17 protein-coding genes are annotated in these 15,465 nt (G+C 59.1%); 5 read left to right on the top strand and 12 right to left on the bottom strand.

The window, feature by feature from the left end; translation table 11 throughout:
• Positions 1-5 precede the first annotated feature (5 nt).
• From GKR99_09755 to GKR99_09710, 10 genes are all read right to left on the bottom strand, one after another.
• Positions 6-1,841: a thiamine pyrophosphate-binding protein gene (locus GKR99_09755; GenBank protein NKB27813.1), complete on the bottom strand. Its 1,836-nt coding sequence runs from the start codon at positions 1,839-1,841 to the stop codon at positions 6-8.
• 34 nt (positions 1,842-1,875) lie between these two features.
• Positions 1,876-3,390: a hypothetical protein gene (locus tag GKR99_09750; protein ID NKB27812.1), complete on the bottom strand. Its 1,515-nt coding sequence runs from the start codon at positions 3,388-3,390 to the stop codon at positions 1,876-1,878.
• 4 nt (positions 3,391-3,394) lie between these two features.
• Entirely contained in the window at positions 3,395-3,889 is a 495-nt protein-coding gene (locus GKR99_09745) for a hypothetical protein (protein NKB27811.1), read from the bottom strand.
• A gap of 104 nt (positions 3,890-3,993) precedes the next feature.
• Positions 3,994-4,869 (bottom strand): tripartite tricarboxylate transporter substrate binding protein, encoded by an 876-nt coding sequence (locus GKR99_09740; GenBank protein ID NKB27810.1) that lies wholly within the window; start codon positions 4,867-4,869, stop codon positions 3,994-3,996.
• 44 nt (positions 4,870-4,913) lie between these two features.
• The gene (locus tag GKR99_09735; protein ID NKB27809.1) at positions 4,914-5,975 is read right to left on the bottom strand and encodes a molybdopterin-dependent oxidoreductase; all 1,062 of its coding nucleotides are present in this window, start codon (positions 5,973-5,975) and stop codon (positions 4,914-4,916) included.
• Entirely contained in the window at positions 5,975-7,861 is a 1,887-nt protein-coding gene (locus GKR99_09730; GenBank protein NKB27808.1) for a molybdopterin-dependent oxidoreductase, read from the bottom strand. Before GKR99_09730 ends, GKR99_09735 begins: the two co-directional genes overlap by 1 nt.
• Entirely contained in the window at positions 7,854-8,774 is a 921-nt protein-coding gene (locus tag GKR99_09725; GenBank protein NKB27807.1) for a molybdopterin dehydrogenase, read from the bottom strand. The genes GKR99_09730 and GKR99_09725 overlap by 8 nt, the downstream gene beginning before the upstream one ends.
• Positions 8,775-8,795: 21 nt before the next feature.
• Positions 8,796-9,959: a zinc-binding dehydrogenase gene (locus tag GKR99_09720; GenBank protein ID NKB27806.1), complete on the bottom strand. Its 1,164-nt coding sequence runs from the start codon at positions 9,957-9,959 to the stop codon at positions 8,796-8,798.
• A gap of 32 nt (positions 9,960-9,991) precedes the next feature.
• Positions 9,992-10,843, bottom strand: a complete 852-nt coding sequence (locus tag GKR99_09715; GenBank protein NKB27805.1) for a helix-turn-helix domain-containing protein — start codon at positions 10,841-10,843, stop codon at positions 9,992-9,994.
• Positions 10,844-11,010: 167 nt separating this feature from the next.
• A complete protein-coding gene (locus GKR99_09710; protein NKB27804.1) occupies positions 11,011-11,826 on the bottom strand; it encodes a hypothetical protein in 816 nt (271 codons plus the stop codon).
• A 76-nt stretch (positions 11,827-11,902) separates the two neighbouring features.
• Here GKR99_09710 and GKR99_09705 point away from each other — a divergent pair, with 76 nt between their 5' ends.
• The 3 genes from GKR99_09705 (at position 11,903) to GKR99_09695 (ending at position 13,684) form a co-directional block, all read left to right on the top strand.
• Positions 11,903-12,532 (top strand): FCD domain-containing protein, encoded by a 630-nt coding sequence (locus tag GKR99_09705; protein ID NKB27803.1) that lies wholly within the window; start codon positions 11,903-11,905, stop codon positions 12,530-12,532.
• Between the two features lie 24 nt (positions 12,533-12,556).
• Positions 12,557-12,805, top strand: coding sequence for a hypothetical protein (locus GKR99_09700; protein NKB27802.1), 249 nt, complete (start codon positions 12,557-12,559; stop codon positions 12,803-12,805).
• A 66-nt stretch (positions 12,806-12,871) separates the two neighbouring features.
• Positions 12,872-13,684 (top strand): extracellular solute-binding protein, encoded by an 813-nt coding sequence (locus tag GKR99_09695; protein NKB27801.1) that lies wholly within the window; start codon positions 12,872-12,874, stop codon positions 13,682-13,684.
• 58 nt (positions 13,685-13,742) lie between these two features.
• Here the strand turns inward: GKR99_09695 and GKR99_09690 are convergent, their stop codons facing one another.
• Complete coding sequence (locus tag GKR99_09690; GenBank protein ID NKB27800.1) at positions 13,743-13,895, bottom strand: hypothetical protein; 153 nt, start codon at positions 13,893-13,895, stop codon at positions 13,743-13,745.
• 87 nt (positions 13,896-13,982) lie between these two features.
• Between GKR99_09690 and GKR99_09685 the strand changes: the two genes are divergently transcribed.
• Positions 13,983-14,570 (top strand): hypothetical protein, encoded by a 588-nt coding sequence (locus tag GKR99_09685; protein ID NKB27799.1) that lies wholly within the window; start codon positions 13,983-13,985, stop codon positions 14,568-14,570.
• Between the two features lie 65 nt (positions 14,571-14,635).
• Here GKR99_09685 and GKR99_09680 read toward each other — a convergent pair whose 3' ends face one another.
• Positions 14,636-14,797: a hypothetical protein gene (locus GKR99_09680; protein NKB27798.1), complete on the bottom strand. Its 162-nt coding sequence runs from the start codon at positions 14,795-14,797 to the stop codon at positions 14,636-14,638.
• Here GKR99_09680 and GKR99_09675 point away from each other — a divergent pair.
• The gene (locus GKR99_09675) at positions 14,796-15,464 is read left to right on the top strand and encodes a hypothetical protein (GenBank protein ID NKB27797.1); all 669 of its coding nucleotides are present in this window, start codon (positions 14,796-14,798) and stop codon (positions 15,462-15,464) included. The genes GKR99_09680 and GKR99_09675 overlap by 2 nt on opposite strands.
• Position 15,465 lies beyond the last annotated feature (1 nt).

The following is a 15,465-nucleotide window of genomic DNA, read 5'->3' as shown; positions in this document are numbered from 1 at the left end:
CCTCTTTAGATTTTCACCGCTTGATAGCGGCCTTCAACGTCATCAACCCAATTGCCCACGTTCCACGACCCATAGGCGCCCATCCCCGCAATCGGATCGTGACCCGCGTAGACCGGGATATGGATCAGCGACAGACCTTCATAGGCATGGGCCGTTGCCAGCGCCTTTTCCAGATCGGCCCGGCAGAACCCGCCATGCAGTGCCTTCACGCCGCTGACCGCTGCGGCCATGGCGACATAATCGACCGCCACGCTGTCGTTGGTTTTGAACTCGCGCGCATACTGGGCGTGTTGCAGCCCGGTGATCGCGGCCATGCGACGGTTGTCGAACAGCGCCACCATGCCACGCACGCCGTGTTCCACCGCATCAATCAGAATCTGCGGATTCATCATGAACGATCCGTCGCCGGTGAACGCGATGGCGTATTTCGCGTCATCCATGCGCGCGCTGGCCAGAAGGGCGGACCCCGAGAAGCCCATATAGGACGCGCCGGTTTCGGTGAACGTCTGGAACGGGGCGGCGTCTTCGACGACCTGGAACCCGTTCGCCTGCACGTCGCCCGCGTCGAAGAACTTGATCGCACCAACCTTGTTGGCGAAGGATGACACCGTGTGGAGCGCCGCCGGTTGCGTCAGGACCGGGCGCTGCCAGACATCGTCATTCAACGGTGCGGCATTGATGCGGGCCGCCTTGAAACGGGTCCAATCGTCTTTCTTCGCCGCGCAATCGCTCAGCCAGTCGGCGCGCCCCGGCGCACCGGTATCTGCCCCAAGCGCGGCCAGAAGGGCATCAATCACCGCGGTGATATCGCCGGGAAGTCCGATCGTGTTGGCATAATGCGCCAGATCGTCGAGGTCACCGTTGATGTTCAACACAGCCTCGGCCTTCGGATAGCCGATGCCCGAACAATCCGACTGGCAGACGCCGCGACTGCCGATCATGATCACCGCATCGGCGTTTTCCATCGCATGATTGCCCGAGATTGAGCCCTTGGACCCGCCGACATGCATGTTCTGCAGATCATTGTCGGCCAGCACACCTGTCGAGCCTGGTGACAGGACCACTGGCGCGCCGATGGTGTGGGCAAAGCGGCGCACCGCGTCGGAATGGTGGCGCGTTCCGCCCCCCGCCTTGATGGCGATGCGTTTGAACTTGCGCAAAAATGTGACTGCAGCGGCCAGATCGTCCGACCGCACCGGGGCAATCGCCGGAACGCGGGCCGGTGTGGGCAATGTGGTGATGTTCAGGGTCATCCGCTGCGGCTGAGTGTTGATCGGTGCAAGGATGAAGTACGGCCCGGCCTTATAGGGGTGATGCACGCAGGACGTCCCCCGGCGCAGGCATTCGCGCAACGCGCCCGGCGTATGCAGCGTATAGGACTGCCCCATAAGCGCGGTCATTTTGCCAAAGATGCCCTGCTCGGGCTTTGGCACCTGCTGCATGTTGTACCCTTCACCGCCGGTCGTTTCATCGCCGTAGATGTGATAGACCCCAACCCCATTGGACGCAGCCGCCAAAGACCCTGCCATGGCCTGCAATCCACCCGGTCCGATCGACGTAATGACGGCGGGCGTTTTGCCATAAACCCAGGCATAGGCGGTGGCGGCATGGGCCATCTCGACCTCGTTGCGGCAGTTTATGACTTCAACTGCGCCCTCGGCCTCATAGATGCGCAGCACCTCGCCCAGATCGGTCGACCCGTGGCCGAAGATCGCGAAATAGCGGCGCACGCCTTGCTTCATCAGCCCGATCACAAGCGCTTCGGACAGCGTGGTTTCAATCACGCCCGGCAAAGCGTCGTCGACGCAAGCCGTGGCCAGTTGACGGGCGCGGCCCTGCATCGCTTGTTCCGCGTCGGACGGCGAAGAGTTTTTATCAAGCATCGGAAGTCTCGATCTTATCCTGAGGTTTCTTTTTCCGCGTGAGCTCGGATTTCAATTGCAGGCCAACGACCAGCAGCGCGAGCGCGAAGAAGACCAGAACGGTCGGAGAGGTATAGAAGATATCGGTGCTGCCACTGGACAGCATCATGGCGGTGCGGAATTCGTTCTCCAGCGTCGGGCCAAGCACCATGCCAAGGATAATCGGCGTGATCGGCACGCGGATCGCGATCAGCACATAGGCCAGCACGCCAATCAAACCCATGGCATAGATGTCGAAGGCGCTGTTGCGGATTGAATAGGCACCGATGGCGCATAGGACCAGAACCGCAACGGCCAGCATTTCACGCGGGATTTTCAGCACGTGGACGAATATGCGGATGCCGACCAGTTGCAGGCCAAGAACCCAGACATAGGCCAGGACGACGGCGACATAGATGCCGTAAACCTCGGACGCGTGGTTCATGAACAGTGCCGGCCCCGGCGTTATGCCGTGGATCATCAGCCCCGCCAGAACAATCGCCGTTGCCGGATCGCCGGGGATGCCAAGCGACAGAAGCGGGATCAGCGTTCCGCCGGTAACGGCATTGTTGGCCGTTTCGGGTGCGATGACGCCCTCGATGTTGCCCTTGCCGAACCGCTCTGGCGTCTTGGAGAACCGCCGCGCATTGTGATAGGCCAGGAACGAGGCGATGGCCCCTCCGGTTCCGGGGATGGCCCCGATGCCGGTGCCAAGGATCGAGCAGCGGATCATCAGCCAGAAGTTGCGCATCAGTAGGCCGATCTTGGGCAGCTCGGCCTTGACGCGGGCGACGCGCGCATCCTGTGCAGTGCTTCCCGAACGTTCGGAGCATGCTTCGATCACGAAAGGCACTGCGAACAGGCCGATCATGGCGACCAGCAGGTTCACACCCTGCAGCATGTTGATGCTGCCGAAAGTCATGCGCGGCACGCCTTCGATCGCGTCGATACCGATGGTCATGATCATCAGCCCCAGGATGCCCGCAATCAGGCCCTTCAAAAGCGAATCTCCGCAAAGCCCGCAGATCGTCGACATTCCGAACAGGACCAGCGCGAAAATCTCGGCAGGGCCAAAGCCGATGGCCAGTTTTGAAACAAGATCGACCGAAACGATCATCACCAGAAGGCTGAATACGTTGCCAAAGACCGAAACGATGACCGCCGTGCCAAGCGCAATCGACGCCTCGCCCTGTTTTGTCATCTGGTGGCCGTCCAGCACCGTGGCCGCCGCCGAGGGTGTGCCAGGGATCCCCAGCAGGATCGCCGAGACCGATCCACCCGTCATGCCGCCAATGTAGGTTCCAAGCAGCAATCCCATTGCAGGCACCGGGTCCATGCTAAAGGTGATCGGCAGCGCCAGCGCCAGGGCAACCGTGAAGGTCAGCCCGGGGATCGACCCGAAGATCAGCCCGACCAGTGCGCCCAGCCCGATGGCGCCAATGGCCAGGGGCGTCATCGCCAGTGACAGTGCCTGAAGAAAAAGGTCCATGCCGTTACCCGATGTTCATCCAGATACCATTGGCAAGATAAATGCCCAGCACCTTCTCGAAGATCAGCCAGCATCCGACCGTCAGCCCCAGCGCCATCGCAAGCAGTTTCGTGACCGAGCGTACCCGAAGGTTCACCAGCATCACCAAAAGCACGATGGCCGGGGTGGCCAGCACAAAGCCGATCTTCTCCAAAAGAAATCCGTAAAGCCCGATCTCGACCAGCAGCAAAAGTGCCGGACCCCACTTCAGGCCGTCTGAGTCGAGCAGTTCCGCATCGACCGGCCCCTGATCCGGGCGCCCCGGTCGCAGCATCAGTTGCAAAAGCAGAATGGCAGCCAGCACCAGAAGGATGATGCCAAAGGCCAGCGGGAATGCCCGCGCGCCAATCTCACCATCGCCAAAGCCGGGCGGAATGGTGTCGATGACCAACCAGGTCCAGATCACGGCCAGCACCATCAACGTGGTGGCCAGCACGATATCCTGCACGCGGTTGGTCATCTTATCGCTCCCGCGGTCCGGTTACTTCGCCAGGCCCAGATCGGTCAGCAACGCCCCATAGAAGGCATCGTCGCTTTCGATCAGCGCTCCGAAGTCCGCGGCATTCATATAGGCAGCTGAAAAGCCGATGTTGCCGGCAGCTTCCTGAAACGTGTCGCTTGCCACGGCGGCCTCTGCCGCAGCTTGCAGCGCCGCGACCGCGTCGTCCCTGCCGGGGCAGCCAGACCGCGCCACATCGAGATGTTGATGTCGACACCCTGTTCCTGCGCGGTCGGAACGTCCGGCAGAACGCCCACACGCTCGTCCCCGGTCACGGCCAGCACGTTCAACTCACCCGCTTGGGCGTAAGAGGCGAACTGACCCGGCCACTGAATCGCAGCATCAATACGCCCTGCCAGCAGTTCAACCGGCGCCTTGCCCTTGCCGTAAGAGATAAAGGCGACTTTGTCTGTCAGACCCATGGCGTCGAACAGCGCGGCCGAGGTCAAATGCGTGAACGACCCCTTGCCCGAGATACCGACCTTAAGCTTGCCATCCATGGCATTCACCGCGGCTGCAAAATCGTCGAGGTTGGTCCAACCGGTCGAGGCATTGACCGCCAGCGCCGGAATCTCGGTCGACACCCGCGCAATCGGGGTGAAGGCGGTATAGTCGAACGGCACCCGGCCCGTATGGTGCGTGGTGCTGATCGAGTTCGAATTCCACACGATGTTATAGCCATCCGGTGCGGTGCCGACGACATGGGAATACCCGACAGCGCCACCGCCCCCCGTGCGGCTGACCGGAACCACGGGCTGGCCGAGTTCGTCGGACATCAGCTCGGACAGCAACTGCGCGATGGTGTTGGCAGTACCTCCGAACAGGACCGTCATATCGACCGGTTTCTCGGGATATTCCGCCTGCGCAGCCCCGCCGAATGCGATCACCGCTGACGATATCGCAGCAATCAGACCGCCTTTGAGTTTGAGATTGAAATTCATGTCTTCCTCCCTTTTTTGTTGACTATTCGCCTGATCCGAGTGGATCAGGCCGTTACCGCACCATTTCGTGCGGCCTCTGCGCGTAATTGTCGGTTTTCCTGCGCAATCTGGGTGCGTCCGGGCACATGTTCGCGAAGTGATTTCAGGATCTTCTCGGGCGTGGCCGGAAGCGTTTTGATCCGTACACCGATGGCGTCGTAAATTGCGTTCATGATCGCCGGTGCGGTCGGCACCAGTGATGGTTCGCCGATCCCCTTGGCCCGCAAGGGACTCTTGGGATCGGGATCTTCGACGATGATCGAATTGATCTGCGGAATATCCAGCGAGGTCGGAAGGATATATTTGGCGAACCCGTGGGTCACAGCGTGGCCTTTGTCGGTGATGTATTCTTCCATCAGCGCCTGTCCCAGGCCCTGCACGACACCGCCTTCGATCTGGCCCTCAACGCCGCGCGGATTGATTGCGCGGCCAACGTCATGCGCCGCCCAGATGCCCAGCACCTGAACTTCACCGGTCCAGGTGTCCACCTCGACCTCGGCCACCTGGGTGCCGAAAACATAGGCCTGCCAGGGGCTACCAGAGCCATCCACCGGATCCAGCCCGGTCCCGTGCGCGGTGAACGAGGCCGCCCCCACCGGAACCACGCCGCGCGCCTTGCAGGTGGCAACTGCGTCTTCCATGGTCATCCGCAAGTTGGTGTCTATCGCCCAAAGCTCACCATCAAAGGCGCGCAGGACATCGACCTCGACATCCCAGTGGTCGGCGATTTCTTCGAACAGCACCTTCAGTGCCTCGCGCGAGGCCAAGGCCACCGAATTGCCGATCATATAGGTCTGGCGCGTGGCACCTGCATGCGCCGCCTCGGGTGAGCGCGCGGTGTCGTTGTCACCAATGGTCACGTCGCCGGGCTTGATGCCAAGTTCATCAGCGGCAATCTGCGCCAGAACGGTCAGGATACCCTCTCCGATCTCGGTCACGCCGGTGACAACCTTGGCTGTGCCGCCGTCATCCAGTTCGGCCCATGCGCCGGCGCGATCGATCGTCGCTGTGCGTGCAATTCCGTACCAGCTTGCCGCCATACCACGGCCACGCTTCATCCGGGTCATCATGCCACCTTTTCGGTTTTGTCGCTGTCGGTGTCGGCGTCCTTGATCCGCGCGCCCAATGTGCAGGGCTGGCGCGTGTCCGGGCCGTTCAGGTCGCCTCGCGTCGCACCACGCACCTTCGGCGCACCCTTTTCCCAGCGCGACGCCTGTTCCGCCGCATCAAGAACCCGATCCAGCGATGCGGTTTCCAGCTTCTGTTGCGTGTGGGTCCGCGCGCCGATCTTCATCATGTTGATCCGCCGGATTTCAAACGGATCCATATCGAGCGCCTCAGCCGCCATATCCATCATGCTTTCAGTGGCGAACTGCGCCTGCATGCCGCCAAAGGTGCGGAACGCACCTGACGGTGTGTTGTTGGTGTAAACCGCGCGGGTATCGACGCTCAGGTTGTCGACCTCGTAAGGCCCGCAGGACAGGATCGCCGCCTTGCGCATCACGCCTTCGCTGGACATCCCGAAAGCGCCGCCATCGGACAGCATGTCAAAGGCAATCGCCGTGATCCGCCCATCGAACCGTAGCCCCATCTTGTAGTGAACTTTCGACGGGTGCCGCTTGGCCGAGGCGATGAGGCTTTCCTCACGCGTGAAGTTCAGCTGGATCGGACGGTGTGTCTTCATCGCGCAAAGGGCCAGCATGCCCTGATAGATCATGTCTTCCTTGCCGCCGAAGCCACCGCCAACAGGGCTCATGATAAAGCGCACCTTGTTGATCGGCTTGGCGATGATCTCGGCCAGCATATGACGGTGGTGGGTGATGTTCTGGGAGGGAGAAATCACCACAACCACGTCATCGGGATCGACATAGGCAATCCCTGCTTCCGGTTCGAGATAGGCATGTTCCACCTGTTGCGTACCGAAATCGTCTTCCAATATCAGGTCCGCCTCGGCGAAACCCTTTTCGGGGTCGCCCTTGCGGACCGGAATATGCTTGACCAGATTGTCGGGCGCATAATCGTGAATGACCGGGGCACCGGGCTTCATCGCCTCAGCAGGGTCATAAAGGCCCGGCAGTTCTTCGTACTCGACCTTGATTTTTTCAAGCGCGCGCCGGGCCGTCAGATGATCCTCGGCTGCAACGGCTGCCACAGCCTCGCCCACGTGGCGCACCTTGTCGCGGGCCATGATGGGCTGGTCGTGGACAAATACACCAAAGCCATCGTTGCCCGGCACGTCATTGGCCGTAATCACACAGGCCACGCCGTCCATTGCTTCGGCCTCGGCGGTGTCGATTGAAATGATCCTGGCATGCGCGTGCGGTGACCGCAGCACCTGCATTTGCAACATGTCGTGCATTTTCATGTCGGCAGCGTATTTCAACCGTCCTGACACTTTCGACGGCGCATCAAGCCGGCGGACGTTGGCCCCGATATAGCTGTCCCCGACGCTGTCCTCTTCCAGCGCCGCATCAGGCAGATCGCCCGCGATGACGTCGCGGGCCATTTCGACCGCTTCGAAGATCTTGGTGTAACCGGTGCAGCGACAGATGTTGCCGCCCAGACGTTCTTTTATTTCTTCAATATCAGCATTGGGGTTTTCACGCAACGCAGATGTCGCCGCCATGACCATGCCCGGAATGCAATAACCGCACTGGCTGGCGCCGGTCTTGTGAAAGGCGCGCTGTACCGGTGTCAGGTTGCCGGGCGTGGCGAGGCCTTCGATGGTCTCGATCTTTGCACCTTGCGTTTTGGCGGCCGGCATCAGGCAGGATTTTACCAGCTTACCGTCCACGAATACCGAACAGGTTCCGCATTCCCCGGCGCCACACCCTTCCTTGGTGCCGGTCAGGTTCAGATCCTCGCGCAGGAAATCCAGCAACCGGCTGTGCGGAGCGGTGTCTCGCGATATCTTTCGGCCATTTACTTCTGCGTCGATGGTCAGCTTAGGCATTTGCCTGCTCCTTCGCGTCTTCGAATTTGATGTCCACATCGGGTTGGTTGACCAGGGCGTCTTCGATCGCGGCGCGCACGAAATTCACCACGACCTCGCGGCGGTAGTCCTGGCGGCTGCGCGATCCGACGGTGTCAGCGGCGGTCTGCGCGACCTGTTCGATCAACCGGTGCGAGATGCGTTCGCCGCGCAGTGCGCGTTCAGCATCGCGCAAACGGATCGGGCTGGGCCCGACGCCGCCCAGCGCCAGGCGCACGTCCTCGAACACGCGGCCATCGCTGTCAGCCTTCACCAGGCCAGCCGCGCAGGCGACCGAGATCACCAGCGAGCGGCGCTGACCGACCTTCTGGAACGACCCGCCATAGCCGTTGGCGGTGTCTAGAATGACGGCGGTTGCTATTTCGTCTTCTGCGATCTGCGTCCGGCCCGGGCCTTCGATAAATCCGGCAACCGGCACCAGGCGGCGCAGGATGGTGTCGCCGTCAAGGCGTGCCAGTTCGATCTCGCCGTTCAGGGCGACCACGGCGGGCGTGCCGTCCGCCACCGGCGACGCATTAACCAGATTGCCCGTGACCGAGGCCTGTTCGCGGATCTGATCATCGGCAAACCAGATCGCGCAATGGGGCATGCAGGGCAGAGAACGCATCAGCGTCCGGTCCGTCAGAAAATCCTGATAGACCGTGCGCGCGCCCAGCCGAACACGCCCGTTTTCGAATGCGTATCCTGCAAATTCGTCAATCCGGGTCACATCGACCAGTTCCGGCAAATGCACGTCACCGGCGCGCCCCTCACGGGCCCAGGGCAGGATATCTGTCGCGCCCGCGATAAGCCGACTTCCCTTCGCCGCGCCCGACCAAAGCGTCAGCGCCTCGGCCAGGGTTGTCGGCATGTGATATTGATCGCAGGTCAGCATGGCTTGCCTCCTCTGGTGTGCTTATTCAGCGGCCACTTTGCTGGCTTCGGCACGCGGGTTCTTGACGACGACCTTGATCGCGTCCTCGACCCGGTCCTTGGCATAGCGCAGCGCCTCTTTCAGGTCGGCCATGTCGAAGGTGTGGGTGTGAATCAGCGTGGCATCGAACCGCTTCTGGCGCATGAATGCCTCGGCCCGGTGGGTGGCGGTCTTGCCCTCGCCGCGAATGCCGAAAAGGTAGATGTTGTTGCGCACCAGATAAGCGACATCAATTTCATCCGGCTTGCCCGGGAACGCCGCAAGGCACAGCTTGCCGCCCCGGTTCAGCATCTGCGCTGCCTGGTTCACGCCGTCTGGCGCACCGGCGCATTCGACCACATAGTCGACGCCTTTTCCGCCCGACAGTTCGCGCACCTTTTCGACGACATCTTCGTTACGCACGTTGATGACATGGTCGGCGCCCAGTTGTTTGCCGATCTCCAGCCGGTTGTCGCGGGTGCCGGTCAGGATCACCGGCTGCGCGCCCAGCGCCTTGGCCACGGCTGCACCCATCAGACCAATCGGTCCGGGACCGGTGACCACGACGCTTTCGCCGGCAACCAGACCACCGAGTTCGGTCAGCCCGTACATGGCGGTACCAGCGGTCACGACAAGTGTTGCTTCCTCGTCCGACATGTTGTCGTCCACATGCACCAGCGTGTTGATGTTGTTCACGGCATATTCGGCAAAGCCGCCATCGGTGGTGAAGCCGTTGGCGCGGTGACCCTTGTCCACATTGCCATAGTTTTTGCCGTAGTTGTGGCACGAGGTGTACATGCCTTCGCGGCAGCGCTTGCACTGTCCACAACCCGCGTGGATTTCAACGGTCACACGCTCTCCGATTTCGTACTCATCGACGCCTGGCCCCAGAGCGACAACCGTGCCCATGTACTCATGTCCCGGCGTGAAGTTCTTGTTGTGCGGATCGCCGCCTTCGATCATCGCAGGCGGGCCATGGTGAATGATTTCGAGGTCGGTTGCACAGATCGCCACAGCGTCGATGCGCACCAGAACCTCGGCCTTGCCCGGTACTGGGACGGGCTTGTCCGTCAGCGTCAGTTCGCCGGGATCGCCCAGAACCCAGGCTTTCATCGTATCCGGGACAGGATGGGTTGAATCAGTTGTGACGTTATCAGGCATAGCCATGAGAGCACTCCATTCTTCGCTGTCGTTTTGCGCTAAGTTTTCAGGTCGCGCAGTTTGTTGGAAAAACTGTTGGCCGCCCTGATGACTTCCTTGATCAGGTACTGCCGGTAATCTTCTGTGGCGCGTTCAGCCGACACCGTGGTCGAGATTGATCCGATGACGGCACCAGCCCCTTCGCGGATCGTCGCGCCGATACACACGATCCCTTCGACGAATTCCTGATCATCGACGGCGTATTTTCTGCGTCGAACCAGTCGCAGTTCTTCGACCAGGCCGGACAAGGTGGTAATTGTCTGCGGTGTATATCCCGTCAGCCCATTGGCCGAGATCACCCGCACCAGTTCCGTATCCGGGATCCATGCCAGGATCGCCTTGCCGGTTGCGGTTGCATGCAGGGCGGTCATTTTTCTGACTTCATCAGGCTCGACAACGTTGTCGGCGCTGTTTGGAACGCTCAGCTTGGTCAGCAGAGAGGTTTCGCTGAGAACAGCAAACTGAACCCCGTGACCCAGCCGGGCGCCAAGCTCTCGCAGGTCCGGCTCCAACAGAATTGCGGGATCCGATTCCTTTTCCGAGGTTTCGACAAGCTCGGCCAGTTTTGGGCCAAGGGCATAGCCGCAGCTTCGACTGACATGGGTCACATATCCACGATAGACCAGCGTCGTAATCAGGTGGTGGCAGGTCGAAACATTCAGGCCGACCCGTTCGGACACTTCCGAAACCGTAATATCGTCAGAGGCTTCGGCGATCGTCTCAAGCACATGCAATGCCCGGTCAACCGACTGAATCGTGCGTCCCCGCTGATCGTCGCCCGCAGGGGATACACCCCCCTGGTGCAGGTTCCTTCCGATCTGATCCGAGCTTTCGAACTTCATCGTCACCATCGCTTTCCCTCCCAAGGGTTGATCTCGATGGCAATAATAGCAAGATATTTTGATATTGCGGTCTTTAATTTGACATTATCAAATAATGCGAGTCAGATGTGACGAAATGCAAATCTTCGCGGCGTGATGGCGAGGAAATCCACCGGCTCACTTCCCTTGGGCCGCCTTCAGATACCGCGCAGCCGATATAGACCGTTTGCGTCGTTCAGATCATCGGCACAATTTGCGGCGATGAGGTGAGTTGAATTGGCTTCCTGAACCAGGCAGCAGCAGGTGACATTGGGCAGCGGAAAGCCCTGGAAACGGGTAGTGCGTTGCCCATCAGCATAAACATCAATGCGCCCACCGCCCCAGTAGCTGACATAAAGGGCGTCATTCTTGTCGACGAACAGGCCATCAGGATAGGCCGTTGTTTCCGCCATTTTCAGATGCGAGGTGACTTCGCCCTTGTCGATGTCAAACTGCAGAATACGCCTGCCGAATGTGTCAGAGAGGTGGAGCCGCTTGTCATCCACACTGAAGGCAGGCCCGTTGGCGACGATGATCTGATCGCAGATACAGACCCATCCATCTGCACGCTGCAAATAGAATCCGCCGGTTGGCGATGTTTCCGCAATATCACTTATGGCGATTGCGATCAGGCCATCGCGGCCGACCGCGCCGTCATTGATGCAGGTCGCCGGTGTCAGCGGCAATGCGCCCGGAACCGAGGACAGCATCCGGTTTGAGAGGTGGAAGTAATAGAGTCCACGCTCAGAACCGATCAGCAGCCTGTCATCATCCACCGCCTTCACGAACCTCAGATTTCCATCTGTTTTCAGCGCGATCTGTTCAAAATCGCCCTCTGGATACCAGAAGCGCTGCAAAACCTGCGTCGCGTGATCCACCCAGAACAGCTGTTTGGTTGCCTTATGCCAGAAAGGCGATTCCGGAAGCGTATCTGGCGGCAGCGGCAGACGTTTGATCTGTGGTTCAGTCGACATTTCAGATGCTCGGTTGACGCAGCATATGCACTATGTATACATAACTTGAAATGTATACAATATGTGACATGCCCTGATGGACACCCAAAAATTCTCTGGCCCGATGACCGCGCGCATCGTCGATATGATCTCTAACGGAGAGTTGTTGCGCGCCCAGCGTGTGCGAGAGGTCGAGATCTCCAAGAAGCTGGGCGTCAGCCGCATTCCCTTGCGCGAAGCGATGAAGCAACTGGCATCTCAGGGTGTTTTGGAGGCGCGCGAACGTGGCGGAATGAATGTGAAAGCCTTCACCGCCACGCAGATTGACGAAATACGTTCGGTGCGGGCAGCCTTGGAACCGATTGCCTTTCGACAGGCCGCACCGCACCTGCAAGATCAAGAGCATCGCATCGCGCTGAATGCCATTCTTGAAGAGATGAAATGGGCCTGCAAAACCCGTGATCAATCGGCTGTCGCCGCAGCCGACATCGCCTTTCACAGCTTTCTGATTGCGCTGTCTGGCAATGATCTGATCCGCAACATCTGGCATGGCCTCGAATTTCAGTTGCGGATCATCTTCAGATTGGAGCTCTGTGTTCCGACAAATCTTGATGAGGTTGTCCCAAAGCATAAACGGCTTCGCGACGTCCTTTTGAACAATTACCTGGACGGGCTGGAGGCGTTGGTCGCCGATCATGTCCGCCCGGAATTGAGTGTTTCTGGCTGACAACAACTTGGGAGAGGAAATAAGATGAAACATAATGGATTGAAGCTTGCCGTATGTCTGGCTGCCCTTACCGCCGCCGGTGCGGCAACGGCGGGCGAAGTTCGGCTGCTTGCGTTTGAAGGCTACGCCGACGATGCCTGGCGCGTCCCATTCGAAGCAGCAACCGGGTGCACGGTCACGGCCAGCTATGTCGGTGGCGTGGATGAAATGTTCGCCAAGATGGCGGGGTCTGACGGTGCGGATTTCGATCTGATCTCGATCGATACCAGCTGATTGTGTTGAAAAACTCCGTTTTAGGGCCTGAACGATGATTTTTCTTTCCATGCAGCCCGATCCTAAATTTTTGGCGCGGGGGTCGGCCCAAATCGCCTACATGCGCTCACGCGCAGCCATGCGCTGTCTCGTGGTCAAAGCTTTCCGACTATTTCGCTTCATAGGTTTTCGCAAGAAATCCGCGACGCTCTGATTTCGGAGTTTTTCAACACAATCAGCTTGTACCCGCGTTACGCGCAGGCCGGGCTGCTTCAGGCCTATGATGATGGCATGCTGAAAAATACCGGCAATCTGTTGCTTGCGTTCCAGAATGTGGCCGAAGTGATGGACGGATCAGCCCGGATGGGCATTCCGATCGCCTGGGGATCGCAGGGGCTGATCTATGACGCTGATGAGTTTTCCGAACCTCCGACCTCATGGGCCGCCATGTGGGATCCGGCGAATGCCCAGCGAGTGATTTCACTGGATGATTCCAACAACAACATCGTTATGGCAGCCTTGCTTCTTGGCTTCGATGACCCCTTCAACCTGAGTGATGATCAGATGACGCAGGTGCGTGACAAGCTGATCGAACTGAAGGGAAATCTTCTAAGCTATTATGCCGGCTTCGATGAAGGGGTTTCGGTTTGGGAAAGTGGCGCGGCCACCATGATGCTGTCGATGGGCGAACCGCAGATCGGTCTGTTGCTGGAACGCGGCTATAATGCGGTTTATTCCATTCCCAGCGAAGGGGCCGTTGGCTGGCTTGACACCTGGGCGATGTCGGTAGGTGCCAAGGATATGGAATGCGCACATGCCTGGGCCGATTACATGCTGCGCCCCGAAGTCGGAACCGAGCTGATTGTGTTGAAAAACTCCGTTTTAGGGCCTGAACGATGATTTTTCTTTCCATGCAGCCCGATCCTAAATTTTTGGCGCGGGGGTCGGCCCAAATCGCCTACATGCGCTCACGCGCAGCCATGCGCTGTCTCGTGGTCAAAGCTTTCCGACTATTTCGCTTCATAGGTTTTCGCAAGAAATCCGCGACGCTCTGATTTCGGAGTTTTTCAACACAATCAGCTGAATACAAGCTATGGCTATGGCCCGACAACGGTTGCTGCCGAAGGTCTGGACTATGCCGACAATCTGGTATGGCTGAAGCCGGTCGAGGATATGGACGCCCGTGTCCGGCTGTGGAATGAGGTTAAGGCTGCCAATTAAGTCGCAGTCTTGTCATCTGCCGGGGCAATGCTCCGGCAGATTTTCATTCCGGGGTTCAATGATGAAAATTAGATCACTTGATGTGCACGTCCTATTGGCGAACGATTTTGATGAGACGTTAACATCTTCCGCGCAAGACAATCTGCTGGTTGTCATCGAAGACGAAGATGGGGTTCAGGGGATCGGTGAATCAGACGTAAACCCATGGATCGGTCGCGCGTGTATTGATGCGCCAGGCACCCACACGATGGGTTTGGGGCTGCGTGACATTCTGCTTGGCGAACCCATCACGGACATTCGCGCATTCTGGGAACGCGCCTATATCGGCACGGCAATGAATGGCCGCCGCGGCGCGGTCATCCACGCTTTGGGCGCGCTTGAAATGGCGCTGTGGGATCTGCGGGGCAAGCGGGAAAACAAACCTGTCTGGCAGCTGCTGGGGCGCGAAAAGCGCCCCGATCCGGTGGTGCCCTATGCGTCGCTGCAACCAAAAGGCGCCAGCTATCACGAATACCGCGAGGCGCTTTGCGCCGATTGTGTTGAAAAACTCCGTTTTAGGGCCTGAACGATGATTTTTCTTTCCATGCAGCCCGATCCTAAATTTTTGGCGCGGGGGTCGGCCCAAATCGCCTACATGCGCTCACGCGCAGCCATGCGCTGTCTCGTGGTCAAAGCTTTCCGACTATTTCGCTTCATAGGTTTTCGCAAGAAATCCGCGACGCTCTGATTTCGGAGTTTTTCAACACAATCCGCCAATGCCGAACGGGCAAAGGCACTAGGGTTCCGCGCCATGAAGGCCGAGGTTACCATGAACGGGCCATATGCCCATGACGGCATGCACGAACCCTATGACCGCCACACGCAATTGATCGCTGACGTGCGCAACACCGTCGGCCCCGATATTACGCTGATGGTCGATGTCCAATATATGTTCCCGGACGCCGCCACAGCAGCGCCGGTCATGAAAGACTGGGAAGATTTCGATCTGTTCTTCGTTGAAACACCGGTCTGGTGTGATGACTTGCAGGAGCACGCGAAACTGGCCCAGGCTGTGAATATCCCGATTGCCACCGGCGAATGGCTGGCGACGCGGCATGAATTTTCGGATCTGTTGGACCGTGGCGGAATCTCGGTCGCGCAACCTGATGTCGGTCGCGTCGGCGGCATGACCGAGGCTTTGCTAGTCGCTGACATGGCATCCGAAAAAGGGCTGACCATTGTACCCCATTGTTGGAAAACAGGGATCTCGACAACTGCGACGGCACATTTCGCAGCCGTGACGCCCAACTGCAAATTTATCGAATTCCTGCCCCAGGAACTTTGCGTGGAAACGCTGCGCAAGGAACTGACGACGGGCGGTGCGACGATGCAGAACGGGGTGATCACCGGCCTGGATGACGCACCTGGATATGGCGTCACGCTGAACTGGGATGCCGTTCGGGCCTATGCTCAGGCGTGAC

The sequence above is a fragment of the Paracoccaceae bacterium genome, from assembly GCA_012103375.1.
GTDB lineage: Bacteria > Pseudomonadota > Alphaproteobacteria > Rhodobacterales > Rhodobacteraceae > WLWX01.
Note: the sequence above shows the minus strand (reverse complement) of the source record. Positions and strands in the feature narration are given on the sequence as shown.

Coding starts and splice junctions, on each gene's coding strand:
- GKR99_09675 (NKB27797.1), top strand. CDS start 14,796: ATGAAGGCCGAGGTTACCATGAACGGGCCATATGCCCATGACGGCATG.
- GKR99_09700 (NKB27802.1), top strand. CDS start 12,557: ATGAAACATAATGGATTGAAGCTTGCCGTATGTCTGGCTGCCCTTACC.
- GKR99_09680 (NKB27798.1), bottom strand. CDS start 14,797: ATGGCGCGGAACCCTAGTGCCTTTGCCCGTTCGGCATTGGCGGATTGT.
- GKR99_09745 (NKB27811.1), bottom strand. CDS start 3,889: ATGACCAACCGCGTGCAGGATATCGTGCTGGCCACCACGTTGATGGTG.
- GKR99_09715 (NKB27805.1), bottom strand. CDS start 10,843: ATGGTGACGATGAAGTTCGAAAGCTCGGATCAGATCGGAAGGAACCTG.
- GKR99_09705 (NKB27803.1), top strand. CDS start 11,903: ATGGACACCCAAAAATTCTCTGGCCCGATGACCGCGCGCATCGTCGAT.
- GKR99_09730 (NKB27808.1), bottom strand. CDS start 7,861: ATGCCTAAGCTGACCATCGACGCAGAAGTAAATGGCCGAAAGATATCG.
- GKR99_09720 (NKB27806.1), bottom strand. CDS start 9,959: ATGGCTATGCCTGATAACGTCACAACTGATTCAACCCATCCTGTCCCG.
- GKR99_09735 (NKB27809.1), bottom strand. CDS start 5,975: ATGACCCGGATGAAGCGTGGCCGTGGTATGGCGGCAAGCTGGTACGGA.
- GKR99_09710 (NKB27804.1), bottom strand. CDS start 11,826: ATGTCGACTGAACCACAGATCAAACGTCTGCCGCTGCCGCCAGATACG.
- GKR99_09755 (NKB27813.1), bottom strand. CDS start 1,841: ATGCAGGGCCGCGCCCGTCAACTGGCCACGGCTTGCGTCGACGACGCT.
- GKR99_09740 (NKB27810.1), bottom strand. CDS start 4,869: ATGAATTTCAATCTCAAACTCAAAGGCGGTCTGATTGCTGCGATATCG.
- GKR99_09685 (NKB27799.1), top strand. CDS start 13,983: ATGAGGTTAAGGCTGCCAATTAAGTCGCAGTCTTGTCATCTGCCGGGG.
- GKR99_09725 (NKB27807.1), bottom strand. CDS start 8,774: ATGCTGACCTGCGATCAATATCACATGCCGACAACCCTGGCCGAGGCG.
- GKR99_09750 (NKB27812.1), bottom strand. CDS start 3,390: ATGGACCTTTTTCTTCAGGCACTGTCACTGGCGATGACGCCCCTGGCC.